Origin of the sequence: Cellulomonas sp. NTE-D12 (assembly GCF_027923705.1) — a bacterium.
Classification (GTDB): domain Bacteria; phylum Actinomycetota; class Actinomycetes; order Actinomycetales; family Cellulomonadaceae; genus Cellulomonas.
Genome location: NZ_AP026442.1, coordinates 1,918,578 through 1,944,471, shown reverse-complemented (window position 1 = coordinate 1,944,471; position 25,894 = coordinate 1,918,578). Strand labels below are relative to the sequence as shown.

Here is a 25,894-nt window from a genome sequence, read left to right as displayed (position 1 = left end):
CGGCAGCCGCGGTGCGCGACGTGCCGGGCGGCGCCGTGAGGCGTCAGTCCTCGTCCTCGAGCTGCGCCATGACCTCGTCCGGCGCGTCGAAGTTGGTGAAGACGTTCTGCACGTCGTCCGAGTCCTCGAGGGCGTCGATCAGCCGCAGGATCTTGCGGGCACCCTCGACGTCGACCTCGACCTGCATCGACGGGTAGAAGACGACGTCGGCCGAGTCGTACTCGATCCCCGCGTCCTGCAGCGCGGTGCGCACGGGCACCAGGTCGGTGGCCTCGCTCAGCACCTCGAAGGTGTCGCCGTTGTCGGTGATCTCCTCACCGCCGGCGTCGAGCACGGCCTCGGTCACCGCGTCCTCGTCGGTGCCCTCCTTGGGCACGATGACGACGCCCTTGCGGGAGAAGAGGTAGGAGACCGACCCGGGGTCGGCCATCGTGCCGCCGTTGCGGGTGAACGCCACGCGGACGTCGGACGCCGCTCGGTTGCGGTTGTCCGTCAGGCACTCGACGAGGACGGCGATGCCGCCGGGCCCGTAGCCCTCGTACATGATCGTCTGGTAGTCGGCGCCGCCGGCCTCCTGGCCCGAGCCCCGCTTCACCGCGCGGTCGATGTTCTCGTTGGGGACCGAGGTCTTCTTGGCCTTCTGGATCGCGTCGAACAGCGTCGGGTTGCCCGCCGGGTCACCGCCACCGGTGCGGGCCGCGACCTCGATGTTCTTGATCAGCTTGGCGAAGAGCTTGCCGCGCTTCGCATCGATGACGGCCTTCTTGTGCTTGGTGGTGGCCCACTTGGAGTGACCCGACATGTGCTGCTACCCCTCAGTCCTCGTGCGTGCCGGCGGTCGCGGCCCGGGCGGCACCGCCGCCGCTCATCGGTCCCCGCGCACCATCTCGACGAACAGTCGGTGCACCCGCGTGTCCCCGGTGACCTCCGGGTGGAACGACGTGACGAGCAACGGGCCCTGGCGCACCGCGACGATCCTACCGGCGGCATGGCCGCCCTCGACCCGACCGAGGACCCGGGCGGCCGGCCCGACCTCCTCGACCCACGGCGCCCTGATGAAGACGGCGTGCACCGGCTCGCCCTCGATCCCCTCGATCGACAGGTCGGTCTCGAACGAGTCCACCTGGCGGCCGAAGGCGTTGCGGCGCACGGTGACGTCGAGGCCGCCGAGCGTCTGCTGGTCCGTGGTGCCGTCGAGCACGCGGTCGGCCAGGAGGATCATGCCGGCGCAGGACCCGTAGGCGGGCATCCCGTCGCGCAGCCGCTGCTGGACGGGCCCGAACAGGTCGAACGCCCGCAGCAGCTTGTCGATGGTGGTGGACTCGCCCCCCGGCAGCACCAGGGCGTCCACCGCGTCGAGCTCCGTCGTCCGGCGTACCGGCACGCCCCGCGCCCCGACGGCCGTGAGGGCGGCGACGTGCTCGCGCACGTCGCCCTGCAGGGCGAGGACTCCGACGGTCGTGGTCACGGGGAGCGATCCTAGGTCGGTCTCGCGGGCTGGCAGGCTGGCGCCCGTGGCACCCCCCGACGACGAGGCACCCGACCGGCTCGAGATCCGCGCGCGCGAGCTCGACCGACGCCACGCCGGCACGGACCTGCGCGACCGCTTCGAGCTGCCACCCGGCCTGGTCTACCTCGACGGCAACTCGCTCGGCGCCCTGCCGCGAGGGGTGGCGGCTGCGCTGGAGGATGCCGTGCGGGTGCAGTGGGGCAGCGACCTCGTCGCCTCGTGGAACGACCACGGCTGGTGGGACGCCCCGCTGCGGGTCGGCGACGCCATCGCTCCGCTGGTCGGGGCGGCCCCGGGTCAGGTGGTGGTCGGCGACTCGACGACCGTGCGGCTGCACCAGGCGCTGCACGCCGCCGCACGGCTGCGTCCTGACCGACCGGTGCTGCTCACCGACCCGGGGTCGTTCCCCACCGACCTGTACGTGGCGGCCGGGGTGGCCGAGCAGGTGGGGTGGACGGTGGTCACCGTCCCGCCTGACGAGGCGGAGACCGCCCTGGCCCGACTCGCGGCGGAGGGACGGCCCGTCGGCGCGGTCGCGTACTCGCAGGTGGACTACCGGACGGGTCGGTTGTGGGACCTCGCGGGCGTGACCGCTGCCGCGCACGAGGCGGGTGCCCTCGCGGTGTGGGACCTGTGCCACTCGGCCGGGGCCGTCGAGGTGGGGCTCGACCTGCACCAGGTCGACCTCGCCGTTGGCTGCACCTACAAGTTCCTCAACGGCGGTCCGGGGTCGCCCGCCTACCTCTACGTGGCCCGACGGCACCTGGTCGAGGCGGCCAACGTGCTGCCCGGCTGGCACGGGCACGCGCGGCCGTTCGCCATGGAGCCCACCTACGAGCCGGCACCCGGGATCGGCCGGTTCCGGGTCGGGACACCGCCCGTGCTGTCGATGGTGGCGCTCGAGGCGGCGCTCGGAGTGTTCGAGGGCGTCGACCTCGGCGCGCTCCGGACTCGTTCCCTCTCATTGACGCGGTACCTGCGAGAGGCGATCGAGGAGCTGGTGCCCGCCCTGGACCTCGTCACCCCCGCCGAGGACGAGCGGCGCGGCTCGCAGCTGTCCGTCCGGCACCCGGAGGCCTACGGGGTGGTGCGGGCGCTCGCCGCGCGGGGCGTGCTCGGCGACTTCCGCACGCCGGACGTGGTCCGGCTCGGCGTCGCGGCGCCGTACCTGACGCACGTCGACATGCTGACGGCCGCACGGGCGCTGCGCGCGGTGCTCGACGGCGGAGAGCACCGCGACCCGGCGTACGCACTGCGCGCACAGGTCACCTGAGGACTGCGGGCGGAGGTCACGTCCGACGGCGTCGGCCCCACCGTCGGACGGCCCGGCCGGTCACACCTCTCGGGCGAGGCCCAGGTGCCGGGTGACGCCGTCCCAACCGGGTACCAGCGCGGCGACGAGGTCCACCAGACCGACCGGGAACACCTCGATCTCGACGGCCCGGAGCTCGTCCAGCCCCCACCACCGCACCTCGTCGAGGACGTCCAGCTCCACGTGCGTCCAGCCGTCGCGGGTGAGCTCGCCGAGACCGTCGGAGGCGATCCGGGCCAGGTACAGGTCCTCGTCCTGCCGGCAGTGCTGCGCGTAGAAGTCGAAGATCGCGGACCTGGTGTACACCGGCCCGACCAGCTGCTCCGCGTGCAGGCGGATGCCGGTCTCCTCCTCGAGCTCCCGCACGGCTGCCTCACGCGACGCCTCGCCCTCGGCGATGCCCCCACCGATGGTGAACCACCAGCTGCGGACCGGCTGGTCGAGATCGTGGCCGCGCATCAGCAGCACGCGGTCCTGGTCGTCGAGCAGGATGACCCGCGCGGCACGCCGGAACAGCAGGCCGTCCGGGCCGGGTACCCAGTCGGGTCCCAGCCCGGACACCGCTCCCCCGTCGGCGTCGCCTCGCGGCGCGTCGTCGGTGGGACGGCCTGTGGTCACCAGCCCCGCTCGGCCAGCCGGTGCGGCACCGGGACGTCGTCGACGTTGATCCCGACCATCGCCTCGCCGAGACCACGCGAGACCTTCGCGATGACGTCCGGGTCGTCGTAGAACGTGGTCGCCTTGACGATCGCCGCAGCGCGCTGGGCGGGGTTGCCGGACTTGAAGATGCCCGAGCCCACGAAGACGCCCTCGGCGCCGAGCTGCATCATCATCGCGGCGTCCGCGGGGGTGGCGATGCCACCCGCCGTGAACAGCACGACCGGCAGCTTCCCGGCCCGGGCGACCTCGACCACCAGGTCGTACGGGGCCGCGAGCTCCTTCGCCGCGAGGAACAGCTCGTCCTCCGGCAGGGAGGTCAACCGGCGGATCTCGTCCCGGATGGTCCGCATGTGCGTGGTGGCGTTCGAGACGTCACCGGTGCCGGCCTCGCCCTTGGACCGGATCATCGCCGCACCCTCGTTGATGCGCCGCAGCGCCTCGCCGAGGTTGGTGGCGCCGCACACGAACGGGACGGTGAACGCCCACTTGTCGATGTGGTGGGAGTAGTCGGCCGGCGTGAGCACCTCGGACTCGTCGACGTAGTCGACCCCGAGGCTCTGCAGCACCTGTGCCTCGACGAAGTGGCCGATGCGGGCCTTGGCCATCACCGGGATGGACACGGTGCTGACGATGCCGTCGATCAGGTCCGGGTCGCTCATCCGCGCGACGCCGCCCTGGGCCCGGATGTCCGCCGGGACCCGCTCGAGCGCCATCACGGCGACGGCCCCGGCGTCCTCGGCGATCTTGGCCTGCTCCGGGGTGACGACGTCCATGATGACGCCGCCCTTGAGCATCTCGGCCATGCCGCGCTTGACGCGCGCGGTGCCGATCACGCCGTTGTCCTGGACTTCCTTCTCCGTGCTCACGTCGCGCCTCGCTCATCCGTTCTGCGGTGGGGGGACGGCCCATCGTAGACCGGTGCTCCGAGGGCCCTGCGGGGCCGTTCAGGGGCGCGGGCGCACCATCGGCAGCCCCTCGGGCCACGCGTCGTCGAGCTCGAGCGTCGTGGGGTTGGGCGCCGTGCCCGCGAGCCGGAGCAGGCGCACCAGGGCGCCGCGGCGGGCGGCTCGGGTCTGTGCGACGGCGTCGTTGTGGAACCGCCGCGCCAGCTGGACCCGGTACCAGGCCGCCGCGAGGTCGTCGAGCAGCCCGTCGCCGCCCAGCTCGGCGCGGAGCGCCGCCACCTCCTCGGGGTCGCGCAGCACCTCGCGGAGCGCCGCGGTCAGGTCGCTCTCGACCTGGCCCCGGTCGCAGGGCTGCGGTGGACGTGCGGCCGAGCCGGGTTCGTCCGACGAGGTGTCCAGGAGCCGCCGCAGGTCCGGCGGGACGGTGAGCGCCGCGGGTTCGGGGCCTTCGCAGCTCAGCGACGTCCAGGCTGCCTCGCCGACGATCATCGCGCTGGCGGGGTCCAGCAGCCCGCTCGTGGCCAGCTCGGCCGCCGCCGTCGCACGGCGCACCAGCTGGGCGTCGACCACCGCCCGGGACGCACCGACCCTCCGGTGCAACCGGTCCAGCCGGGTCGCGGCCACCCAGACCAGCCACAGGAGCACCAGCAGCACGACGGCGACCAGCAGGATCGCGAGCTCCAACCGGCTCATCGGGGCTCACGTCCTCGGCGCAGCTCCATCAGCCGCGCGCCGCGCAACGACGACGGGTCCTCGCCCACCGGCGCATCGCGCCCGGCGACCGCCATCTCGTAGACCGTGAGCACCTGGTCGCTGACGGTCGACCAGTCGTACCGGCGCACCACCTGCCGGGCGTGGTCGGCCACCGTGCGACGCAGCTCGGCGTCGCCGAGCACCCGCAGCAGGGTGTCGGCGAGGTCGACGCTGTCCCCGGTGCGGAACAGGACGCCGGCCGAGCCGTCGTCCAGCACGCGGGCGAACGCGCCGAGGTCGCTGGCCACGACGGCGGCGCCGGCGCTCATGGCCTCGACGAGGACGATCCCGAACGACTCACCTCCGGTCTGCGGTGCGCAGTAGACGTCGGCCGAGGACAGCAGACGGGCCTTGTCCTCGTCGGACAGGCCGCCCAGGAACTCGACGGACGCGGCGCGCGTGCCGAGCACCTCCTGCGCCTGGTCGGCGCCCGTGTCACCGCGTCCGGCGACGAGGAACCGTGCACCGGGCACCTCATCGAGCACGCGACCGACGGCCCCGAGCAGCACGGGCAGGCCCTTGCGGGCCTCGTCGAGGCGACCGAGGAACGCGATCGTCGGCGCGTCGCGCGTACCGGTCCAGCGTTCGTCCCGTGCGGCATGCGCGAACCGGTCGACGTAGACACCGTTGGGGATCACCACGGCGTCGCCGCCGAGGTGCTCGACCAGCGTCCGTCGCGCGTCCTCGGACACCGCGATCCGGGCGGAGATCTTCTCCAGCGACTGCCGTACAAGCGGGTAGGCGAGCTGCAGCGACCGGGACCGCACGATCGCCGTGTGGAAGGTGGCCACCACGGGCCCATCGGCGATCCAGAGCGCGAGCATGCCGAGGCTCGGCGTGACCGGCTCGTGCAGGTGCAGCACGTCGAACTGGCCGGCCGCGAGCCACCGGCGCACCCGGGCCGCCGTCACGGGGCCGAACGTGAGACGGGCGACGGAACCGTTGTAGTGGACCGGTACCGCGCGGCCCGCCGGCACCAGGTAGTCCGGCACGGGGGTGTCGTCCGCCGCCGGCGCCAGCACCGAGACCTCGTGGCCTGCCGCGATCAGCGCTTCGGCGAGGTCGCGCACGTGGAACTGCACGCCGCCGGGCATGTCGAAGGAGTAGGGGCAGACGATGCCGATCCGCAGCGGCCGGTGCGCCGGCCCGGGGCCGATCATGGCTGCCCGGTGGCGGTCGCGACCGTGGCGGCGTACCGACCGGGGTCGAGGTCGGCCACGAACACGCGCTGCAGCATGTGCCAGTCCTGCGGGTGCGCCGCGATGACGTCGGCCACCCGGTCGACCCAGGCCTGCGACACCGCCTGCACGCGGTCGCGGTGCGGCAGCTCCTCAGGGATCTCGAGCGCCGGGAAGAACTCGACCACCACCCCCCAGGGCGTGCCGGCGCGCCGCCTGCGCTCCCCGCGGAGCCGTTCGTAGCTGATCCCGACGGGGCACAGCGGCGCACCGGTCATCACCGTGAGTGCCGCCGGACCTGCGGCGACGCGCGCGGTCTCGCCGAACAGCTGCACCTCGACGCCCCGTGCGGTCAGGTCGCGATCGGCGAGCAGCGGGATCACCCCTGGTCCGGTCCGGGAGGCCCGGACCAGGGCACGGAACACGTCGCTGCCGCCGGTGTGGGGCAGGATCCGCATCCCCAGACCCTCTCGGAAGCCGACGTACTCCTGGAACAGCTCCTCGGGCTCCAGACGCTCGGCGACGGTGGTCACCGGGGCCAGGTCCGCCGTCGCCCAGGCGCCGGCGAGGTCCCAGTTCCCCAGGTGCCCGAGCGCCATGACGACCTGGCGACCGGCGTCCAGGTGCTGCTGCACGTTCTCGCGCCCCACCACCCGTACCCGTGCGGCAATCTGCTGCGGGGAGAACCCGGGCAGCGTGAACGCTTCGCCGTAGTAGCGGAGGTAGGAGCGCATGCCCGCGCGGCACAGCCGCCGCAATTCGGCGGGCGCGAGATCGGGACGCACCCGACGCAGGTTCGACTCGAGGCGCCGGACGCCGGTCCCGTGACGCAGCCACGTGATGTCCGCAGCCAGCGTCGTCGCCGCGCGGACCACCGGTCCCGGCAGATGCCGGCCCCAGCGCCAGGCGAGAGCGAAGCCGCGCACCATGACGCCGCCGGAACGGCTCACCGACCGGCCTCCGCGACCTGGCGGTGCACCGCGGCCATGCGTTGGCCGACCGTGATCGCCGATGCGACCGCCAGCAGGCCGAGCACCACGGTGAGTACCACGGGGGGCAGTCCCGCGCCGACGGCGGCCGTCGCGACGAGCACGGCGACCAGCCGGTCGGCCCGCTCGGCGATGCCGCCGGACGCCGTCATCCCGAGGCCCTCGGCGCGGGCCCGCGCGTAGGGCACCACCGACCCGAGGACCAGGCAGGCCAGCGCGAGCACGGCCGCGAGCCTGTCGTCGCCCCGTCCGAAGAACCACAGCACGAGACCCCCGAACACCGCCGCGTCCGCGAACCTGTCGAGCGTCGAGTCCAGGAACGCGCCCCACGGGCCCGACCGGCCGGCCTGGCGCGCCATGACACCGTCGAGCGAGTCGGTCAGCGCGCTGAGGCCGATCAGCACCGCCCCGAGCAGCAGGTGACCGGTCGGGAAGGCCCACAGGCCGATCACCACGACGGCCAGGGTGCCGGTGGCCGTCACCGCGTCCGGGCTGATGCCGGCCCGCAGCAGCACCCGGGCGACGGGGGTGAAGAGCCGTGTCATCGCACCGCGCAGTCCGTGCAGCACCTGCTCACTCCCCCCGGACGGGCCACGCCGCGGCGAGCCGCGCGCGGGTGTCCGCCAGCAGCTCGGGCAGCGCACGGCTGCGCGCGACGATGGGAAGGAAGTTGGAGTCGCCGCGCCAGCGGGGCACCACGTGCTGGTGCAGGTGCGCCGCGATCCCGGCTCCCGCCACCTCGCCCTGGTTCATGCCGAGGTTGAAGCCCTGCGGCGCCATGACGGTGCGGATCACTCGCATGGCCTGCTGCGTCAGTTCGGTGACCTCCGCCGTCTCCGCGGCGGTCAGGTCGGTGAAGTCGGACACGTGGCGGTAGGGGCAGACGAGGAGGTGACCGGAGTTGTACGGGTAGAGGTTGAGCACGACGTACGCCGCCTCACCGCGCGCCACGACGAGACCCTGCTCGTCGGGCAGGCCCGGGGCGCGGCAGAACGGGCAGCCGGGTCCGGGCAGGTCGTCGGTCGGCTTGTCGACCCCGCCGATGTACGCCATCCGGTGCGGCGTCCACAGGCGCTGGTAGCCGTCGGGGTCCCCGGCGAAGTCGCCGGGGACCTCGACGGTCGGCCCGTGGGCGTCGTCGTACTTCACCGCTCAGACCTGGACGCGGTCGTGCACCGCGGCGACGACACGCTCGATCGCGTCAGCGATCGGCACACCGTTCTCCTGGCGCCCGTCGCGGTACCGGAACGACACCGCGCCGGCCTCGACGTCCTCACCGCCGGCGATCAGCACGAACGGCACCTTCTGCGTGGCGGCGTTGCGGATCTTCTTGCCGAAGCGGTCGTCCGACGCGTCCAGCTCGGCGCGGATGCCCCGGGCACGCAGCTGCGCGACGACGTCCTCCAGGTACGGCTGGAAGGTCTCCGCCACCGGCACGGCCAGCGCCTGGACGGGCGCGAGCCACGCCGGGAACGCGCCGGCGTAGTGCTCGACCAGGATCGCGAAGAACCGCTCGATCGAGCCGAACAGCGCCCGGTGGATCATCACCGGCCGCTGCCGCGAGCCGTCCGGCGCCGTGTACTCCAGCTCGAACAGCTCCGGCTCGAAGAAGTCCAGCTGGATGGTCGACAGCTGCCAGGTCCGGCCGATCGCGTCCTTCGCCTGGACGGAGATCTTGGGACCGTAGAACGCGGCCCCGCCCGGGTCGTCCACGAGCTGCAGCCCCGACTCGGTGGCGACCTCCCGAAGGGTCTCGGTGGCCTCCTCCCACGTCGCGTCGTCGCCGACCGACTTCTTGGGGTCGCGGGTGGACAGCTCGAGGTAGAACTCGTTGAGCCCGTAGTCGCGCAGCAGGTCCAGCACGAAGGTCAGCAGCGAGGCGAGCTCGTCGCGCATCTGCTCGCGGGTGCAGTAGATGTGCGAGTCGTCCTGGGTGAACCCGCGTGCACGGGTCATGCCGTGCACCACGCCCGACTTCTCGTAGCGGTAGACGGTGCCGAACTCGAACAGCCGCAGCGGCAGCTCGCGGTAGCTGCGCCCGCGGGACCGGTACACGAGGTTGTGCATCGGGCAGTTCATCGGCTTGAGGTAGTAGTCCTGGCCCTCGCGCTTGACGGTGCCGTCCTCGTGGTACTCGGTGTCCAGCCGCATGGGCGGGTACATGCCGTCGGCGTACCAGTCGAGGTGCCGCGAGGTGTGGAACAGCTGCGCCTTGGTGATGTGCGGGGTGTTGACGAACGAGTAGCCCGCCTCGACGTGCCGCCGGCGGCTGTACTCCTCCATCTCCATCCGGACGATGCCGCCCTTGGGGTGGAACACCGCCAGGCCGGAGCCGATCTCGTCCGGGAAGGAGAACAGGTCGAGCTCGGAGCCGAGCCGACGGTGGTCCCGCCGCTCCGCCTCCGCGAGCCGGTCGAGGTGGGCCCGCAGCTCGTCCTTCGTGGGCCACGCGGTGCCGTAGACCCGCTGCAGCTGCGGGTTCTTCTCGCTGCCGCGCCAGTACGCCGCCGCGGACCGGGTCAGCTGGAAGCCGTTGCCGATCAGGCGGGTGCTGGGCAGGTGCGGACCGCGGCACAGGTCCTGCCACGCGACGGAGCCGTCGCGGCGGACGTTCTGGTACATCGTCAGGCCGCCGAGGCCCACCTCGACGGACGCCCCGTCGTCGTCGGAGGCGTCGCCCTTCAGGCCGATCAGCTCGAGCTTGTAGGGCTCGTCCGCCTCGATCTGCCGTGCCTCCGCCTCGGTGACGTCCACCCGCCGGAAGGTCTGCCCCTCCTTGACGATGCGCGCCATCGACTTCTCGAGCGCACGCAGGTCCTCGGGGGTGAAGGGCGTCTCGACGTCGAAGTCGTAGTAGAAGCCGTCGGTGATCGGCGGGCCGATGCCCAGGCGCGCCTTCGGGTTGACGTCCTGGACCGCCTGGGCGAGGACGTGCGCGGTGGAGTGCCGGAGGACCGCCAGCCCGTCCGGCGACCCGATGGTGACCCCTTCCACGGTGGCGCCCGACGGAAGCGGGAGGTGCAGGTCGCGCAGCTCGCCGTCCACGCGGACGACGACGACGTCCCGACGGTCGGCGAACAGGTCGGTGCCCGTCGTGCCCGCCTCGACCGTGGTCTCGACTCCGTCGACGGTCAGACTGATGGGCTCGGACACGGACTGTGCTCCTCGGGATCGGTGGCCGCCGCTGGTCGGCATCAGGAAGCGGCGGGACGTTCAGCGCGACGGGCGGACAGCAGCCGCGCCGGGCGTGGCTCGATGCTACCGAGCCGACCTCGGCCATTTCGCCTCGCGTCGCCCCACCGCCCGACCTTTGCAGGCCACCCGCAGGAACGGCGAAGGGGCCCCGCGTCAGGCGGGACCCCTTCAGGTGTGGGCGATACTGGGTTCGAACCAGTGACCTCCTCGGTGTGAACGAGGCGCTCTACCACTGAGCCAATCGCCCGACGAGCACCCACCGTAGCGGGCGTCGAGAGGATGCTACCCAACGCTGGCCTGATCACCGAACCGGCAAGCGGATGCCCGTATACGCCCGTTCGGCTGGCGACGGAAGTGACCGGGCAGGCTTCGGTTGCTGCGGTCGGGTGAAAGGTGCCGACCCACCACGCCAGATGCGGCGGTCCGCTGCCATGATGTGACTGTCCGATGAGCCCGCCCAGTGGAGGACCCGATGACGAACTCGTCGTACGACGTCGTCGAAGTCGTCGCGATGCAGCTCATCGGCTCCGACGCGAGCGTCGTCCCGGTGAGCACCCAGCTGGCGTTCCGGACGACCGATCCCTACACCGTCCGCGCCGTGTTCACCGGCGGCCAGTCGTCCTCGACGTGGCTGCTCGGCCGCGAGCTGCTGGTGCAGGGCATGCACGCCAGCTCGGAGGAGCCGGCCGGCACGGGTGACGTGCAGATCTGGCGGGACGAGGACCCGGACTACACCCTCATCTCGCTGTCCGGGGTCGAGGGCAGCGCCCTCCTCGCCGCACCGACCGAGCCCGTGCTCCGCTTCCTTGCGGCGACGGAGTCGCTGGTACCGCTCGGTGCCGAGAGCGACCGCATGGAGGGTGAGATCAGCGCCCTGATCGCGGCGCTGCTCACCGCCTGACCGTCCGGCCGATCCCGCGTCGGGCGCCCTGCGCCCGGGCACCTGGCCCTGCTGCCCGGTTCACCTCCTCGCGCGGGACGCCAGCCCGACGAGCCGCGCCGCCTTCAGCTCGGTCTCGGCCCACTCGGCGGCGGGGTCGCTCCCCCACGTGATGCCTGCGCCGGTACCGAAGCGCAGCACGTCGTCCGACCACCAGAAGGTGCGGATCGACACCGCGAGCCGCGCCCTCACGGAGCCGTCCTCCGCCACGTGGACCCAGCCCACGGTGCCGCAGTAGGGGCCGCGCGGGACGGGCTCCAGCTCACGGATGAGGCGCAGCGCCGACGACTTCGGCGCCCCGGAGACGGACCCCGGTGGGTACGTGGCGTCGAGCACCTGCCGGTAGGCATCGGCGGCGCGTGCCACCTCGGGGTCGAGGCGGCCGGTGACGGTCGACACCAGGTGGACCAGGCCGGGGTGCTGCTCCTCGCCCAGCAGGGTGGTCACCTCGACGGAGCCCGGGACGCACACCCGCTGCAGGTCGTTGCGCACCAGGTCGGTGATCATCACGTTCTCGGCGCGGTCCTTGGGAGTCAGACCGGCGGAGTGCGTGGCCGTGCCCTTGATGGGACCGCTGCTGATCCTGCCCCCGTCGACCGAGAGGAAGAGCTCCGGCGAGGCGCTGACCACCCAGACTCCGGGGTCGTGGCCGGTGGGGCCGACCTGGACCCCGCCCTGGTACGGCGCCGGGTTGCCCGCGACGAGCCGTCGGCCCAGAGCTGCAGCGTCCGGGCCGCGAGGCTCCGCAGGCAGGGGGGCTGCGAGGACGCGGCAGAGGTTGACCTGGTACACGTCGCCCCCGCGGATCCGTGTCCGGATCGTCTCCACCCCCGCCCGGTACGCCGCCTCGCCCATCGAGCTCGACCAGGCGTCCGCCCCGGGCCCGTCCCAGCGATCGTGGGGCCGCTGCGGCACGGTGGTGGCGCGTCCGACGCGGACGTCGGCGAAGCGCCACGCTCGGACCCGGCCCTCGAACTCCCCCACCACGGCCCACCAGCCCGGTCGCGACAGCGCATCGGGCTCCTGCGCGAGGTCGACCGCCTCGAGCACGCCACTCGCCTGCACCCCGCCGAACCAGGCGGTCGCGGAGGGCTCCAGCACGGGCTCACGCTAGCGAGCCGGGCCGCGCGGACGCGCCGGCCAGCCAACCGGTTGGACTCTCGTCGCGAACCTCGGTTAGAGTCTGGGACGCACACGGCGCCCCTCCGGGGACGTCGACAGCGCGGACGTGGCTCAGTTGGTAGAGCATCACCTTGCCAAGGTGAGGGTCGCGGGTTCGAATCCCGTCGTCCGCTCGGAGGCTCTCCACATCGGCTCACAGCCGCTGGGGACTGCGGTCTCACCGGTGGAGTGGCCGAGAGGCGAGGCAGCGGCCTGCAAAGCCGTATACACGGGTTCGAATCCCGTCTCCACCTCGGTTCACACCCGACGGGCGATTGGCGCAGCGGGAGCGCGCTTCCCTGACACGGAAGAGGTCACTGGTTCGATCCCAGTATCGCCCACCACGTAGTCGCAGGTCAGCGTGGTACGTCTCTACGAGACGTACCACGCTTCTCATTTCACGAGCCGCTGACAGCGGCGCGGACGGGGCAGACGTCGATCGATGAGCACGTGCGCGGGGCGCCTGGGTAGAAGTGACGCCTCCGTCTGGGGACGGCCGTGCCGGCGCGGGCTGGTAGCCTCAGGGTTCTACGATCGGAGCGTGCTCCGGTCATGAGCGCAGCGTGACGACCCGGCGACCTGCCGCGACGTCGTCCGCCAGTCGCCAAGGATGCGGCCTCTTTCCCTCCGCGTACGGCAGCGCGTGTGCTGCGGCGAGTGACGCAAGTGTGAGGGCCTCGTGGCCGTTCGGCTCGGTTTCCTGTCCACCTATCCGTCCACCCAGTGCGGCATCGCGACGTTCTGCGAGGCGCTCGTCACCCACCTGCAGGCGACCGGTTCGGACGTCGGCGTGGTGCGGTTGGTCGACCACTGGCAGGCGCAGCTGCCGCCGGTGGTCCACCAGTGGGCGGCCGGGGACGCCGGGGCGCCCACGGGTGTCGCCGACGCGCTGAACACCTACGACATCGCCGTGATCCAGCACGAGTACGGCATCTTCCCCGGGCCCGACGGCGAGGCGCTGCTTCAGGTGCTCCCGCTGCTGACGGTGCCCGTGGTGAGCATCCTGCACACCGTGCTGACGGAGCCGAGCGCGAACCAGCGCCGGGTGCTCGAGTGGCTGGTCGAGTTCTCCACGGTGCTGGTGACCATGACGCAGACGGCCCGGGACCGGCTCATCGCCGGGTGGGGCGTGGAGCCGTCCCGCATCGTGGTGATCCCGCACGGGGCCACGGACAACCGGTCCGCGATGCAGCACGTGCTTCCCGCACGGCCGACGGTGCTCACCTGGGGCCTGCTGTCCGAGGGCAAAGGCATCGAATGGGCGCTGCGTGGGCTGTCGGTCCTGCGCGAGACCACGCCGCTGCCGGCCTACCGGATCGTCGGCGAGACCCACCCGCGCGTCCTGGAACGCGACGGCGAGGCCTACCGGGAGAGCCTGGTGAGGTTGACGCACGACCTCGACCTGGACGGCTCGGTCACCTTCGACGGGCGGTACCTGTCCGGGCCGGCGCTGCGGCAGGTGGTGCGGGAGGCCGACGTGGTCCTGCTCCCCTACGACTCGCGCGACCAGGTGACCTCGGGCGTCCTGACGGAAGCGGTGGTCGCGGGCAAGCCGGTCATCTCCACCAGCTTCCCGCACGCGGTCGAGCTGTTGTCCGGCGGGGCCGGCATCCTCGTCCCGCAGCGCGACCCGGTGGCGATCGCGGCGGCCCTGGCTGAGCTCCTGACCACTCCCGGCGCCGCAGGCAGGATGGCCGCGACGTCGCGACGGCTCGCGTCGTCCCTGCTCTGGCCGGCTGTGGCGACCCGGTACCTCGAGCTGGGCCGGAGCCTTCTCGCCGCCGCCGTGCCGACGGCAGTGTGATGACGACCGCACCGTTCGACCACCTGCTGCGCCTGAGCACGCCCCTCGGCGTGTACGAGCACGCCCGCGGGACCGTGCCACGCACGGAGCACGGGATGTGCGTCGACGACGTCGCACGCGCGCTCGTCGTGACGGCGCGTGAACCCTGCCCGGCCCGCGAGGTGAGCTCCCTCGCGTGGACGGCCCTCACCTTCCTCCGTGCAGCACAACGGGACGACGGGGGCATGCACAACCGACGGGACGACGCCGGCACCTGGCTCGACGCGCCCTCGACCGGCGACCACTGGGGCCGCGCGCTGTGGGCGTTCGGCGTCGCGGCCGCCCAGCCGACGGACGAGGCGCTCGCGCAGGAGGCTCGACGAGGCGCCGAGATGGCGCTCCGGGCACGGTCCGTCCACCCCCGGGCCGTCGCGTACGCCGCTCTCGGTGCTGCTCACCTCCTGACGGTCGCGCCCGAGGACCTCGCCGCGTACGCCCTGCTCCTCGACGCGAGGCGGGCCCTGCTCCCGATCCGCACCGACCCGTCCTGGCCGTGGCCCTACGGTCGCCTCACCTATGCCAGTGCCGTGGTGCCCGAGGCGATGCTCGCCATCGGTGCCGCCCTCAGCGACCGCGAGCTGCAGCAGGACGGGCTGACGCTGCTGCGCTGGCTGGTCGAGCAGCAGACCGTGGGGACGCACCTGTCACCGGTGGCGGTTCGCGGCCGGTCGGCGGGCGACGTGCGCCGGCCGGAGTTCGACCAGCAGCCGATCGAGGTGTCGGCCCTGGCCGAGGCGAGCGCCGCAGCGTGGGACCTGACGGGAGATGCGCGATGGGCGCGGGTGCTCGCGCGCTGCGTCGCGTGGTTCGAGGGTGACAACGACAGCTGCGTGCCGATGCGGGACTCGGCGACGGGCGCCGGGTACGACGGTCTCGAGCGCGGCTCGGTGAACCTCAACCAGGGTGCCGAGTCGACGCTGGCCTGGCTCGCGACCGTCCAGGTGGCGGAGGCGTCGCGGTCCGCCGCGGTGCGGTGAGCGCGTCCGAGGACCCGCCCTGGGTGCACCGCACGGACGTGGTGCTGAGCCCGGACCCCCGGCGGGTGGTCGCCGCGCTGTTCCTGCCGGGTCAGGAGCTGGCGGCGTCCGGCGGATCGCGTTCCGGAGGCGTCGTCGAGCGGGTCCTCGCCCTGACCGACGAGCAGGTGGACACGCAGCTGGCGGAGCTGGAGACGCTGTTCTCGAGCCGCCACCGCGACCTGCACGTCACGTGGGAACGGCACTTCGAGCTCGTCCGCCACCGCGTGCCCCGCGGCGGGCTGCTCTCAGCGCCCCGTCGACGACTCCTCGGCGCCACCTTCACGCAGGAGGTCTCGATCGAGGGCGCCGCCCTGATGAACCCCTCGATGGTGCCGCACCCCGACCAGACGGGGCTGCCGCCCGGTGCGCTCCGCTTCGTCATGAGCGTGCGGGCCGTCGGTGAAGGGCACCGGTCGAGCATCGAGCTGCGCACCGGTGTGGTGGACGTCGACGGCACGGTCCGGGCCGACGTCCCTCCAGCGGTCGCGGTGCTGCCCACCGAGCTGGCCACCGGGTACGCCAGAACGGCGTTCGAGCACGCCCTCGACGAGCTGGGCGGTGACCGTGCCGACTCCGACTTCGTGCTCGACGCCCTGCCGCAGCGGTTCACCCGCGCCGAGCTCGACGGTGCGCTCGGCCGACTGCGTGCCGAACGGCTGACCCGCGCGACCACCTCCCGCACCGTTGAGCGTTTCGAGGCCATCGCCGCATCGAGCTACACCGTGCGGTTCCCCCTCGACTCGGCGCTGCAGGAGCGGGTGCTCACGCCCCGGGCGGCCGCCGAGAGCCGCGGCATGGAGGACGTCCGCCTGGTGCAGCTCGACGCGGGTGACGGATCCGGCCCGCAGTACGTGGGGACCTACACGGGTTACGACGGCCGCCACGTGCGCGTGCGGCTGCTGCGGACCGAGGACCTCACCACCTTCTCGATCTCACCGACGAGCGGCCCGGGCGCCCAGGACAAGGGCCTGGCGGTGTTCCCCCGACGGATCGACGGCAGCTACGTCGCGCTCTCCCGCTCGGACCGGGAGAGCAACGCCGTGTGCCGCTCGTCCGACCTGCTGCACTGGGAGGCACCGGTCCAGGTCCAGGTGCCGCGCCGTCCGTGGGAGGTCGTCCAGCTGGGCAACTGCGGGTCGCCGATCGAGACCGAGGCGGGGTGGCTGGTGCTCACGCACGGCGTCGGGCCCATGCGGCGCTACAGCATCGGGGCCCTGCTGCTGGACCTCGACGACCCGACGGTGGTGCGCGGGGTGCTGGACCGTCCGCTCCTCACCGCGTACGAGGCAGAGCGCTCGGGCTACGTGCCGAACGTCGTGTACTCCTGCGGCGCGATGCTCCACGCGCGCTGGCTGGTGCTGCCGTACGGGTGCAGCGACACCCGGACGCGGATCGCGACCGTCGACCTGGACGCGCTGCTCGGTGAGCTCGCAGGTCCAGGGCGTGCGCGGACGGGCCCCGCTGCCGTGGAGAAGGCGTCCCGACGGACCTAGGATCGAACCAGTCCCGGGACCCCGGACCCCCGTCGTGAGGGTCCGCCATCCGGCACCGCGGAAGAGGGCACCATGCCCACCCAGAACGCAGCCCCGGGCCCCTCGGCCTCCCTCCCGGACGATCCGCGCTCCACGTCCCGTCCCAGCCCCGCCCCGGCCGGTGCGCCCGCCGCCCGTCGGCGCAGTCGGATGGGAGCCGCGTGGGTCGGCCTCGTCGTCGGCGCGCTCGTCCTCGTGGCGCTGATCGTGTTCATGCTGCAGAACACCGCACCGGTCGAGGTCGTCTTCCTCGGCATGCGAGGGACGGCCCCGTTGGCCCTGACGCTCCTGATCGCCGGCATCGGCGTCGGGATCGTGGCGCTCGTCGTCGGCAGCATCCGCATCGGACAGCTGCGGCACCGCCTCGGCGTCGAGGGTCGGATCCGCGAAGCCGGTCGACGGTGAACGCGGCCGACACCAGCTCCTCGGCGCCGGAGCCGCTCCGGCTCACGTCTGTGCTGCTCTCCGCGCTGCCCCTCGAGCTGGGCACCCCCGCGGCGCCCGAGCGCTACACCGTGCCGGTCGTCTTCTCGCGGCAGGTCACCCCCGCGGAACGTGCCCGCATCGAGGACCCGGCGCTGGCCCACCGACTCAGCGAGAGCCTGGGCGCGCAGATCGAGCTGGTCGTCTCCGACCGGCGCCTCCTGGTGCTGAACACCTCGCTGGCGGAGCTGCGCGACGGGCTGGCAGCGGCGCTGTCGGCGGCGTTGCGTGAGCTCGACGTCCAGCTGGACGCCGAGCAGTCCGCTCGTGAGGACGCAGCCAGCCAGCGCCAGCTCGAGGAACGGGAGCGCGCGGACGCCGTCGCGCGCGAGGCGGCGCAGATCCAGTTCGGCTGACGAGCGGCGCCGCGTCAGCCGCGACGCGAGGGCAGCCTGCTGACCGCACCGCCCCTCGGGGCGTCCCTAGGCGGGCAGGACGTAGAAGTACATGAGCAGGTAGTGCAGGACCGCGGCGACGACGACCATCGCGTGCCAGATCTCGTGGAAGCCGAACACGCCCGGCCACGGGTTGGGGCGCTCGACGACGAACACCACGAAGCCTGCGCTGTACAGCAGGCCGCCCGCGGCCATCAGCACCAGCGCACCCCCGGGCACCGACGCACCCGAGCCCACCAGCAGGACCGGCATCCAGCCGAGAGCGATGTACAGGGTGTTGGTGACGTACTTCGGCAGCTGGCGCAGGATCGAGCGCAGCACGATGCCCGCCGCGGCGATCACCCAGACCACGGCCAGGACCGTCCAGCCGTAGGTGGTGCGGAACAGGACCAGCACCATCGGTGTGGTCGAGCCGGCGATCAGCAGGAACACCGAGTCGTAGTCCAGGGTGCGCAGCACCTCGTTCACCCGTGGTCCGCCGTCGATGCCGTGGTGCAGCGTGCTCGAGACGAAGAGCGTCACCACCGACAGGCCGTACAGGCTGAACCCGACGACCTTCCAGGCATCGCGCTGCTCGGCCGCCTGCACGATGAGCAGCGCGGCACCCGCGACGGCGAAGCAGGCGGCGAACAGGTGCGAGACGGTGTTGAACCGCTCGTCGGTGACGTGAACGCTGCCGTCCCTGCTCCGCTGAGCGGTCTCCACCGGTTGCCTTCCCGCGTCGCCGCGCCTCTTCGACCAGGTGCGGTCCGGACGTGCCGTTCCTCCGTACGCGCCCAGGCTACCGAGCGGATCGGACCCGCCGGGCCGGCACGTGCTGCTCGACGGCCTCGCGCTCAGCGTCGGTCGCTCGCCGAGCGGTGCTCGGCGACCACGCGCCGGAACAGACGCTCGTAGTCGTCGACCATCCGCTCGGAGGAGAACCGGGTGACGGCGTCGGTCCGGCACACGGCCCGCTCGAGGGTCCCGAGCTGGGCGACGGCCGCGACGGCGCCGGCGACGTCAGGCACGAGGAACCCCGAGACACCGTGCCGCACGATCTCCGGCATGGACCCTCGCGGGTAGGCGATCACGGGCGTCCCGGCCGCCATCGCCTCGACCACCGAGAGCCCGAAGGGCTCGTCGAACTCGATCAGGTGCAGCAGTGCGCGTGCCCCACCGAGCAGCCGGTCGCGCTCGGCAGGGCCGACCGACCCGACGAAGCGCACGTTCGTGCCGTCGACGTGCGGCTCCACCTCGCGCCGGTGGTACTCGGCGTCCTGGACCACACCGGCGATCACCAGCGGCATGCCCGCGCGGCGCGCGACGTCGATCGCGGCCGCTGTGCCCTTGTCCGGATGGATCCGACCGAGGAACAGCAGGTATCCACCGTCCCCTGCCCCGAGGTGGAAGGACGCGGTGTCGATGCCGTGGTGGATGGTCGCGGCGTAGGTCAGGTCCGGGTGGCGGTCGGCCTCGCTGATGGCGACGTACTCCACGACGTCGTCGTACGCGCGGTAGACGGGCAGGATCCGGTCGGAGGAGAACCCGTGGATCGTCGTGACGACGGGGGTCGGCGTCAGCCGGCTGAAGACGAGCGGCAGGAAGTCGAACTGGTTGCTGATGACGTCGAACTCGCGCGCCCGCTCGAACACGGCGGCGATGTGGAGGGCCTCGTAGACCTTGGCGTCGACGGAGGCGTCCTCCTCGTACCCCGCCGGCGCCTCGGCGTGCAACCGGCCCGAGGTCGCGGAGTCGGCCGTCGCGAACAGCGTGACGTCGTGCCCGCGGGCGACAAGACCTTCGGCGATCGTCGAGGCGACCTGCTCCCAGGGCCCGTACGAGCGCGGCGGGGTCCGATGGGCGATCGAGGCGAGCACGGCGACCCTGATGACGGCCTCCCGGTGTCGCGACGAGGGTACGCCCGGTCCCCGGACCGCCCGACGCAGGGTGGCGCGGCGGCCGGTCGCGGTGGCCAGCGGCCCCGACCCGGTCGGACCGCCGATCTGGCGCTCGCCGTCCGGGGGCGCCCGTGAAGCGCCTCTCGCCGCGCCACCGAGCACATGGAGCTGCCTGACGACCTGCCCGCGTGGATGCTGCGATCGATCACTTGGGACCAGGGCACCGAGACGGCCCGACCGCGAGCTCAGCTGCGCGTCTGCTGGCGCGTCCAGGTCAGTACCCGACGGATGGTCTGCACGGCCCCGGCGGTGCCGGGCTCGTTGAGATGTCCGTGCCACGTGCCTGGTTCCGCGCAGGCGGGCGACGCGGCGCAGTCACGCACCAGCGCGTCGAAGGCCTGTTGCGCGCTCGTGGGCACCCGCTGCCACAGGCGCACGTCGAGCAGGGAACCGGAGTCCAGGACTGCCGTCCGCACCCGCTCAGGGTGGGCCTGCAGGTAGGCGAGCCCCATCGTGACGCCATAAGAGATGCCGTAGAGGTCGACGGTCTCGTAGCCGAGTGCCTCGCGAGCCGCATCGAGGTCACGCACCGCCACCGCCGTCGTGTCATGACGCGGGTCCCGCTGGAGCGATGCGAGGCACTGCGTGACCGCGGGGCCGAGCGCCGCCACGTCGTCCCCGCCCTCAGGGGGCAGCGTGCACGTCTCCGCCGTCGCACCGGTGCCCCGCTGCTCGACGAACACGAGGTCGTGCCGATCCTCCAGGGGCGCGAACGTCCGGTAGGCCCACTCCGCGTCCCCGATGGCCGAGCTGCCGAAGCCGGCGAGGTAGAAGAGCGCATCCGGAGCGGGCTCGTCGGAGCGCGCCGGTACCACGAGCACCTGAAGCCCCATCCGGGGGCCGTGCGGATCTGCCCAGTCGACGGGCACCTGCAGAACTGCGCACCTCTCCGGGTGGTCGGGCCCGTCCGCCCCGCACGAGCCCAGGTCGAGGTGCGGCGTCCGCGGCCCGCTGCAGCCGGCCAGGCCCACGGTGAGAACCGCCAGCGCGGCAGTCGTGCCGGCCACCACTCGCTGCCTGCTGGGCCGCCGACGACGGCGGTCCTGCCTATCGGTCGCGAGGCGGCCACGCATGGCAACCCTCACACCGCGCCGCGGACGCGGCCTCCCTGACGGAGCGCCCGGAGACGCCCAGGCGACGTCGGTACGAATCGACCGCTTCGAACGGGTCGGCGCCAGGGCCGAAGGTCCGGGGTCACGCGGGCTGGCGGCTCCGGGCGCTACAGGCGCGAGCCGACCTCCTTCAGCAGCTGGTCCGGAGCGAGCCACATGGACGGGTACTCGGCGGCCCAGACCTGCTGACCGGCGGGGTTGACCAGGACGAACCCGTGCCCGGGCAGGCCTGCGTGCATGCCCTTGCCGAGCACGTCGTACTCCTTCGAGACGGTGCCGTCGTCCAGGTAGAAGGCGGACCTCACCCCGAGGCGCTGCCGGTCGGCGTTGATCTGGGCGGCCGTGTTCATCACGATCGGCACGACGGTGACGCCCTTGGTGGCGAAGGCGGGGTCCTGCTCGATCGTCTGCATCTGCACCAGGCACGCGTCGCAGCCGGCGCCCTCGGAGAAGTAGAGGAGCACCGGCTTGCCGCGCAGGGCCGACAGCGTGACGGACGATCCGTCGGAGCCCGGGAGCGTGAAGTCGGGAGCGGCCCGGGTGACGACCTGCTGGGTGGGACGGGCGGACAGCAGGCCGGCGGTGATCAGCCCGGCGGCCACGAGCACGCCCAGGACCGTGGCGGCGATGCGGAGCAGGCGGCCGCGACGGGCCGCGTCCTCGCGGGCCTGGCGCACGGCGGCGACCGCCTGCTCGCGGTGCTGGTCGCGCTTGACGGCGGATCCGGAGGTCATCGGCTGGTTCCGTTCTGGTGCGAAGCGGTGCTGGCGGGTTCGTGGCAGCACGGGAGCGCGTCCTGCGGTACGGCGTCGGTGCTGCGGCTCTCGTCGGCAGGCTGCGAGGCGGGCGGCCCGGGCCGGCGCCGGTGGTCGGCCAGCGTGAACCAGACGAAGGCAGAAGCGACGGCCAGCAGCCCCAGCCCCAGCAGCACCTCAGGCAGCGGCGCCACCCAACGCTCGACGGTGAGGAAGGCACTGGTCAGCCCACGTGCGGCGGCGTTCTGCACCGCGGACCCGCCGGTCATCTCCCGGCTGTTGGCCAGGGCGATGACGAACCCACCCATCACGGCGAAGGCCGCGGCGACGCCGATGTTCAGAGTCGTGGTGACCACGCGATGGCCGGCAAGGGCGAGGCGGACGGTGCGTGGGCGCAGCCAGCGCCGCTCCCCCACCTTGGCGCGGTCCCAGACCAGCGCCATCACGAACAACGGGAACACCATGCCGAAGACGTACGCCAGGCCGAGGGCCAGTCCACCGGCAACCGACCCGGACAGCACCGACAGGGTCATCACCCCGGCCAGCACCGGGGCGCAGCAGGACGAGGCGATACCGGAGAACACCCCGAGGGCGAAGAAGGAGGCGCTGTCCCCCCGGGTGGTGTCCGGCGCCCTCAACGCCGACGGCAGCGACCACATGCGCCCGGACAGAGCGAGCCACGCCAGGACGAAGAACAGCACTCCGCCCGCGTCGTAGAGCGGCTGGTGGTAACGGGCGATGGCACCCGACAGGAGGCTCGCCCCGAGCGTCAACGGCACCATGACGAGGGCCAGTCCGGCGGTGAAGACGAAGGTCAGCGGGAGCAGCCGCCAGCGGGCGCTCTTGACGGCACCGGCCAGGTAGGACGGGGCGAGGAACACGATGCAGCACGGCGCGAACAGCGCCACCCCACCGGCGAAGAACGCCGCGAGCACGCTGCCCGTCGCGAGCAGCTGACTACCCATGCGAGCTCACCCGCCGGTCGGCGGCAGCCCACATGTCGCCGTCCCGGGCGACCTCGACGCGGGCACGGACCAGCGCCTCGACCTTGCGCTGAGGCAACCGCCCCGAGCTGAAGAACTCCCCGTCGACGAGCACCAACGGACTCATCGGCGGACGGTGACGGGCGACCAGGTCGCGGCCCTCCTCGGACTCCAGCTCGACGACGCGCAGCGCCAGGTCGGCCGGCCCCGCCACGGCACGCAGCCGCTGCAGGGCGTCGTCGCACAGGTGGCACGCGGGCGCGGTGACCACCACGACCGCCAGTGGGGTCGACTCGGTGCCCAAGTGCTGCTCCTTCGCACGGTCGCCGCTGCGTGAGCGCGGGCGAGCGGGTGACCGGTCGGATCGCCGGACGGGTCCGAGCCTGGCCGGGGCGGCCTCAGCCCTCGTCGCGAACCGATCAAGGTTCGATGAAGGTCCCCGTGGCGGTGCGGCGAGACGTTCGGCCGCACGTGCGGGTCCGATCACAATGACCGGGTGAGCACCGCAACGGCCGCCCGTCGCGCCCTCGTCGTGGACGACGAGCGTCCCCTCGCCGACCTCGTCGCGGGGTACCTGCGCCGGGAGGGCTACGAGGTGCGGCTCGCGTTCGACGGTCCCGACGCGGTGAACGCCGCCCGGGAGCTGGACCCGGACGTCGTCGTGCTGGACCTGGGGCTGCCGCGGCTGGACGGGGTGGAGGTGTGCAGGCAGCTGCGCACCTTCTCCGACTGCTACGTGGTGATGCTGACGGCCCGCACGGATGAGCTCGACACGGTGATCGGCCTGTCGGTCGGTGCAGACGACTACGTGACCAAACCGTTCCGCCCCCGCGAGCTGGTCGCCCGGATCGCCGCGATGCAACGCCGGCCCCGCCGGTCGTTCGGGAACCCGGGGCGCCCGCAGGACGGGTCGGTCCCGCCCCTCGTCGTCGGCTCGCTGCACCTCGACCTCGCCGGCCGCGAGGTGGAGGTGGACGGTGAGCCGGTGGCGTTGACCCGTACGGAGTTTGACGTGCTGGCCGCCCTGGCCCGGCGCCCGGCTGCGGTGCTGACCCGCCGGCAGCTGATCGAGGCGGTCTGGGGCGACGGCTGGGTGGGAGACGAGCACCTCGTCGACGTGCACGTGCTGCACCTGCGCCAGAAGCTCGGCGACACCGTCGACGCGCAGCGGTTCGTGCGGACGGTGCGGGGCGTCGGCTACCGCATGGGCACCGGCGCATGAGCACGAGCGTCCGGCCGGTCCGGGGCGGCCGGACCGGGCTCGCCGCCCGGCTGGTGGTGGCGTTCACCCTGGTGATGGGCGTGGCAGGCGTCACGGCGTGGCTCGTGGCCGGGTTCGCCGGACCGGTGCTCTTCCATCGGCACCTGGTGGGTACCGGGGTCGCGGACCCCGCCGCGGTGGTGCACGCCGAGGAGGCCTTCCGCTCGGCGTCGGCCCTGTCCGTCGGGCTGGGCCTGGCGGTGGGGCTCGCCACGTCGCTCGCGGTCGCGGTGGTGCTCGCTCGCCGGGTCGGTCGGTCGCTGCACGCGGTCGCGACCGCCGCCGCGCTCCTGGCCGCCGGGCGGTTCGACGCCCGGGTGCCCACGCCGCGGCTCGGCGCGGAGTTCGACGCCCTGGCGACCTCGTTCAACGCGATGGCGGGACAGCTGGCCGACAGCGAGCAGCTGCGTCGGCGACTGCTGGCCGACGTCGCGCACGAGCTGCGCACGCCCGTGGCGACGCTGGGCGCATATCTGGACGGTCTCGAGGACGGCGTCGTCGAGCTCGAGCCGCAGACGATCGCGGTGCTGCGCGACCAGGGCGCGCGGTTGACCCGCCTGGCCGACGACCTGGCTGCCGTGACCCGCGCGGAGGCGCCCGGCGTCCAGGTCGCACGCGTGCGCACGGACCCGAACGACCTGCTGCTCAGCGCCGCTGCCGCCGTCGCCGACCGAGCGTCCGCGGCTGGGGTTCTCGTTCGGGTCGAGCGTGGTGATGGTCTGCCTGGTGTGCTGGTCGACCACGACCGGTTCGGCCAGGTGCTGGGGAACCTGCTGGACAACGCTCTGCGGCACACGCCAGCAGGCGGCGCGATCACCCTCGCGGCGGCGCGCACGCCCGAGCGTGCCGTCCGCTTGACGGTCTCCGACACCGGCTCCGGGATCCCGGCCGAGCACCTGCCCCACGTGTTCGAACGGTTCTACCGGGTGGACACCGCCCGGTCGCGCACGGACGGCGGATCGGGCATCGGGCTCGCGATCGTCCGGGCGCTGGTCGAGGCGCACGGCGGGCGGGTCGCCGCGTTCAGCGACGGCCCGGGACGCGGTGCACGCGTCGAGATCGACCTGCCGCCGGAGTCCTGAGCGGTCGGACGTGGCTCACGCCGCGGGGCGCGGGCCGTCGTCGAGGACGCGCTTCAGCTCGAGGTACTGCTCGACGCCGAGCTCACCGGCCGCCAGGCGCTCCTCGAGCAGCGTGCGCGCGTCGGGTCGAACCTGCGCGGGGAACAACCGGCAGACGATCCAGACCGTCAGGCCGACCACAGCAGCCCAGGCAACAACCATCAGGACCCAGCCGGGACCGGACGACGCGCTGCACCACGCGGGCATGTCGGCCTCCCGGAGCTCATCGTTCGAAGGGACGCCGATCGGTGCCCGTTCCACCAGCATCGGAGGCCCGCGTCAACGGTGACCGCACGCACGATCAAGACTCGGTGAAGGCCGCGGGTGAGCGACGCCGCGACGTGGGTCCGAGCGGGTGCTCACCGCGCAAGGAGGAGCGCTGAACACGGCTCGCCGCCCGCCTGCGACCGTCCGGCCAGCGCCTTCACCCCGACGACGAACTCCCAGTGCCACGGCTCGTACGGGCCCACTCCGCCGGGCCTGGCCCAGGAGGGGTTGTCCCAGCCATAGGTGCGCCCGTTCGCCCTCAGCCACGCCCCGGCCGGGCGGGTGCAGGTGTCCGGGCAGAAGTCGATCGCCAGGCCCCAACCGTGGTTGCTCGTCCCTGGCGGTGCCGCCAGACCGCCGCGAGTGATCCGCAGTGCCGCCCGTTCCTCCAGGGTCCGGTACCCCGACGTGAGGCACCTGGGGCCGGCCTAAGCGGTGCTGGAAGGCGCCGTTCAGGACGAGTGCCGAGACGACGGCGTCGGCGCGGTCTCGGTAGGGCTTCTGCCACAGGTCGCACAGGTCCGCCACCTCAGACGCCCGTTGAGCTGTGGCCCCGCGACCACGCCCGAGCAGGTGGTGG

28 protein-coding genes and 4 tRNA genes are annotated in these 25,894 nt (G+C 72.9%); 12 read left to right on the top strand and 20 right to left on the bottom strand.

The features are described 5' to 3' along the window. Positions 1-43: 43 nt before the first annotated feature. On the bottom strand, positions 44-802 hold the full coding sequence (locus QMF98_RS08975) for a YebC/PmpR family DNA-binding transcriptional regulator (protein ID WP_291762779.1): 759 nt from the start codon (positions 800-802) through the stop codon (positions 44-46). Between the two features lie 63 nt (positions 803-865). Continuing rightward, the gene (gene pdxT, locus QMF98_RS08970) at positions 866-1,468 is read right to left on the bottom strand and encodes a pyridoxal 5'-phosphate synthase glutaminase subunit PdxT (RefSeq protein WP_337972758.1); all 603 of its coding nucleotides are present in this window, start codon (positions 1,466-1,468) and stop codon (positions 866-868) included. Between the two features lie 46 nt (positions 1,469-1,514). Between pdxT and kynU the strand changes: the two genes are divergently transcribed. Continuing rightward, positions 1,515-2,783 carry a kynureninase gene (kynU, locus tag QMF98_RS08965; protein ID WP_337972757.1) on the top strand — a complete coding sequence of 423 codons (1,269 nt, stop codon included), beginning with the start codon at positions 1,515-1,517 and terminating at the stop codon, positions 2,781-2,783. Positions 2,784-2,843: 60 nt separating this feature from the next. Here kynU and QMF98_RS08960 read toward each other — a convergent pair whose 3' ends face one another. The 9 genes from QMF98_RS08960 to QMF98_RS08920 form a co-directional block, all read right to left on the bottom strand. Next, entirely contained in the window at positions 2,844-3,440 is a 597-nt protein-coding gene (locus tag QMF98_RS08960; protein ID WP_337972756.1) for an NUDIX hydrolase, read from the bottom strand. Beyond that, a complete protein-coding gene (gene pdxS, locus QMF98_RS08955) occupies positions 3,437-4,348 on the bottom strand; it encodes a pyridoxal 5'-phosphate synthase lyase subunit PdxS (RefSeq protein ID WP_318529969.1) in 912 nt (303 codons plus the stop codon). Before pdxS ends, QMF98_RS08960 begins: the two co-directional genes overlap by 4 nt. Before the next feature lie 78 nt (positions 4,349-4,426). Further along, positions 4,427-5,080 carry a hypothetical protein gene (locus QMF98_RS08950; protein ID WP_337972755.1) on the bottom strand — a complete coding sequence of 218 codons (654 nt, stop codon included), beginning with the start codon at positions 5,078-5,080 and terminating at the stop codon, positions 4,427-4,429. Then, positions 5,077-6,270, bottom strand: coding sequence for a glycosyltransferase family 4 protein (locus QMF98_RS08945; RefSeq protein WP_337975586.1), 1,194 nt, complete (start codon positions 6,268-6,270; stop codon positions 5,077-5,079). Before QMF98_RS08945 ends, QMF98_RS08950 begins: the two co-directional genes overlap by 4 nt. Before the next feature lie 26 nt (positions 6,271-6,296). Beyond that, positions 6,297-7,268 (bottom strand): phosphatidylinositol mannoside acyltransferase, encoded by a 972-nt coding sequence (locus tag QMF98_RS08940; protein WP_348773359.1) that lies wholly within the window; start codon positions 7,266-7,268, stop codon positions 6,297-6,299. Then, positions 7,265-7,876 carry a phosphatidylinositol phosphate synthase gene (gene pgsA, locus QMF98_RS08935; RefSeq protein ID WP_337972754.1) on the bottom strand — a complete coding sequence of 204 codons (612 nt, stop codon included), beginning with the start codon at positions 7,874-7,876 and terminating at the stop codon, positions 7,265-7,267. The genes QMF98_RS08940 and pgsA overlap by 4 nt, the downstream gene beginning before the upstream one ends. Before the next feature lie 4 nt (positions 7,877-7,880). Then, on the bottom strand, positions 7,881-8,456 hold the full coding sequence (locus tag QMF98_RS08930) for an HIT family protein (RefSeq protein WP_337972753.1): 576 nt from the start codon (positions 8,454-8,456) through the stop codon (positions 7,881-7,883). 3 nt (positions 8,457-8,459) lie between these two features. Beyond that, entirely contained in the window at positions 8,460-10,502 is a 2,043-nt protein-coding gene (gene thrS / locus QMF98_RS08925; RefSeq protein ID WP_337972752.1) for a threonine--tRNA ligase, read from the bottom strand. Between the two features lie 175 nt (positions 10,503-10,677). Beyond that, positions 10,678-10,749: transfer RNA gene (locus tag QMF98_RS08920), tRNA-Val, on the bottom strand. Positions 10,750-10,974: 225 nt separating this feature from the next. On the opposite strand from QMF98_RS08920, the gene QMF98_RS08915 reads away from it, so the two are divergent. Next, positions 10,975-11,403, top strand: coding sequence for an SsgA family sporulation/cell division regulator (locus QMF98_RS08915; protein ID WP_263730747.1), 429 nt, complete (start codon positions 10,975-10,977; stop codon positions 11,401-11,403). Positions 11,404-11,463: 60 nt separating this feature from the next. Here the strand turns inward: QMF98_RS08915 and QMF98_RS08910 are convergent, their stop codons facing one another. Then, positions 11,464-12,543, bottom strand: a complete 1,080-nt coding sequence (locus QMF98_RS08910) for a chorismate-binding protein (protein ID WP_337972751.1) — start codon at positions 12,541-12,543, stop codon at positions 11,464-11,466. A 121-nt stretch (positions 12,544-12,664) separates the two neighbouring features. Between QMF98_RS08910 and QMF98_RS08905 the strand changes: the two genes are divergently transcribed. The 8 genes from QMF98_RS08905 (at position 12,665) to QMF98_RS08870 (ending at position 17,836) form a co-directional block, all read left to right on the top strand. Continuing rightward, a tRNA-Gly gene (locus QMF98_RS08905) sits at positions 12,665-12,737 on the top strand. A gap of 49 nt (positions 12,738-12,786) precedes the next feature. After that, positions 12,787-12,857, top strand: a tRNA-Cys gene (locus tag QMF98_RS08900). A 15-nt stretch (positions 12,858-12,872) separates the two neighbouring features. Beyond that, positions 12,873-12,947, top strand: a tRNA-Val gene (locus QMF98_RS08895). Positions 12,948-13,282: 335 nt separating this feature from the next. Further along, positions 13,283-14,407 (top strand): glycosyltransferase, encoded by a 1,125-nt coding sequence (locus QMF98_RS08890; protein WP_337972750.1) that lies wholly within the window; start codon positions 13,283-13,285, stop codon positions 14,405-14,407. Then, positions 14,407-15,423, top strand: coding sequence for a glycosyltransferase (locus tag QMF98_RS08885; protein ID WP_337972749.1), 1,017 nt, complete (start codon positions 14,407-14,409; stop codon positions 15,421-15,423). The genes QMF98_RS08890 and QMF98_RS08885 overlap by 1 nt, the downstream gene beginning before the upstream one ends. Further along, positions 15,420-16,958 carry a glycoside hydrolase family 130 protein gene (locus QMF98_RS08880; protein ID WP_337972748.1) on the top strand — a complete coding sequence of 513 codons (1,539 nt, stop codon included), beginning with the start codon at positions 15,420-15,422 and terminating at the stop codon, positions 16,956-16,958. The genes QMF98_RS08885 and QMF98_RS08880 overlap by 4 nt, the downstream gene beginning before the upstream one ends. A gap of 189 nt (positions 16,959-17,147) precedes the next feature. Then, positions 17,148-17,402 (top strand): LapA family protein, encoded by a 255-nt coding sequence (locus QMF98_RS08875; RefSeq protein ID WP_337972747.1) that lies wholly within the window; start codon positions 17,148-17,150, stop codon positions 17,400-17,402. After that, positions 17,399-17,836 (top strand): hypothetical protein, encoded by a 438-nt coding sequence (locus QMF98_RS08870; protein ID WP_337972746.1) that lies wholly within the window; start codon positions 17,399-17,401, stop codon positions 17,834-17,836. Before QMF98_RS08875 ends, QMF98_RS08870 begins: the two co-directional genes overlap by 4 nt. 66 nt (positions 17,837-17,902) lie before the next feature. Here QMF98_RS08870 and trhA read toward each other — a convergent pair whose 3' ends face one another. The 6 genes from trhA to QMF98_RS08840 form a co-directional block, all read right to left on the bottom strand. Continuing rightward, positions 17,903-18,580, bottom strand: a complete 678-nt coding sequence (gene trhA / locus QMF98_RS08865) for a PAQR family membrane homeostasis protein TrhA (protein WP_337972745.1) — start codon at positions 18,578-18,580, stop codon at positions 17,903-17,905. A gap of 131 nt (positions 18,581-18,711) precedes the next feature. Further along, positions 18,712-19,734, bottom strand: coding sequence for a glycosyltransferase family 4 protein (locus QMF98_RS08860; RefSeq protein WP_337972744.1), 1,023 nt, complete (start codon positions 19,732-19,734; stop codon positions 18,712-18,714). Positions 19,735-20,000: 266 nt separating this feature from the next. Then, on the bottom strand, positions 20,001-20,822 hold the full coding sequence (locus QMF98_RS08855) for an alpha/beta fold hydrolase (protein ID WP_337972743.1): 822 nt from the start codon (positions 20,820-20,822) through the stop codon (positions 20,001-20,003). 212 nt (positions 20,823-21,034) lie between these two features. After that, entirely contained in the window at positions 21,035-21,661 is a 627-nt protein-coding gene (locus QMF98_RS08850; RefSeq protein ID WP_337972742.1) for a peroxiredoxin family protein, read from the bottom strand. Continuing rightward, entirely contained in the window at positions 21,658-22,647 is a 990-nt protein-coding gene (locus tag QMF98_RS08845; RefSeq protein WP_337972741.1) for a cytochrome c biogenesis CcdA family protein, read from the bottom strand. Before QMF98_RS08845 ends, QMF98_RS08850 begins: the two co-directional genes overlap by 4 nt. Next, positions 22,640-22,969, bottom strand: coding sequence for a thioredoxin domain-containing protein (locus QMF98_RS08840; protein ID WP_337972740.1), 330 nt, complete (start codon positions 22,967-22,969; stop codon positions 22,640-22,642). Before QMF98_RS08840 ends, QMF98_RS08845 begins: the two co-directional genes overlap by 8 nt. Before the next feature lie 192 nt (positions 22,970-23,161). On the opposite strand from QMF98_RS08840, the gene QMF98_RS08835 reads away from it, so the two are divergent. Further along, complete coding sequence (locus QMF98_RS08835) at positions 23,162-23,887, top strand: response regulator (RefSeq protein WP_337972739.1); 726 nt, start codon at positions 23,162-23,164, stop codon at positions 23,885-23,887. Next, entirely contained in the window at positions 23,884-25,008 is a 1,125-nt protein-coding gene (locus QMF98_RS08830) for a sensor histidine kinase (protein ID WP_337972738.1), read from the top strand. The genes QMF98_RS08835 and QMF98_RS08830 overlap by 4 nt, the downstream gene beginning before the upstream one ends. 15 nt (positions 25,009-25,023) lie before the next feature. Here QMF98_RS08830 and QMF98_RS08825 read toward each other — a convergent pair whose 3' ends face one another. Then, a complete protein-coding gene (locus tag QMF98_RS08825; RefSeq protein WP_337972737.1) occupies positions 25,024-25,254 on the bottom strand; it encodes an SHOCT domain-containing protein in 231 nt (76 codons plus the stop codon). Positions 25,255-25,406: 152 nt separating this feature from the next. After that, positions 25,407-25,667 carry a M15 family metallopeptidase gene (locus tag QMF98_RS17025; protein WP_490715667.1) on the bottom strand — a complete coding sequence of 87 codons (261 nt, stop codon included), beginning with the start codon at positions 25,665-25,667 and terminating at the stop codon, positions 25,407-25,409. Between the last annotated feature and the right edge of the window lie 227 nt (positions 25,668-25,894).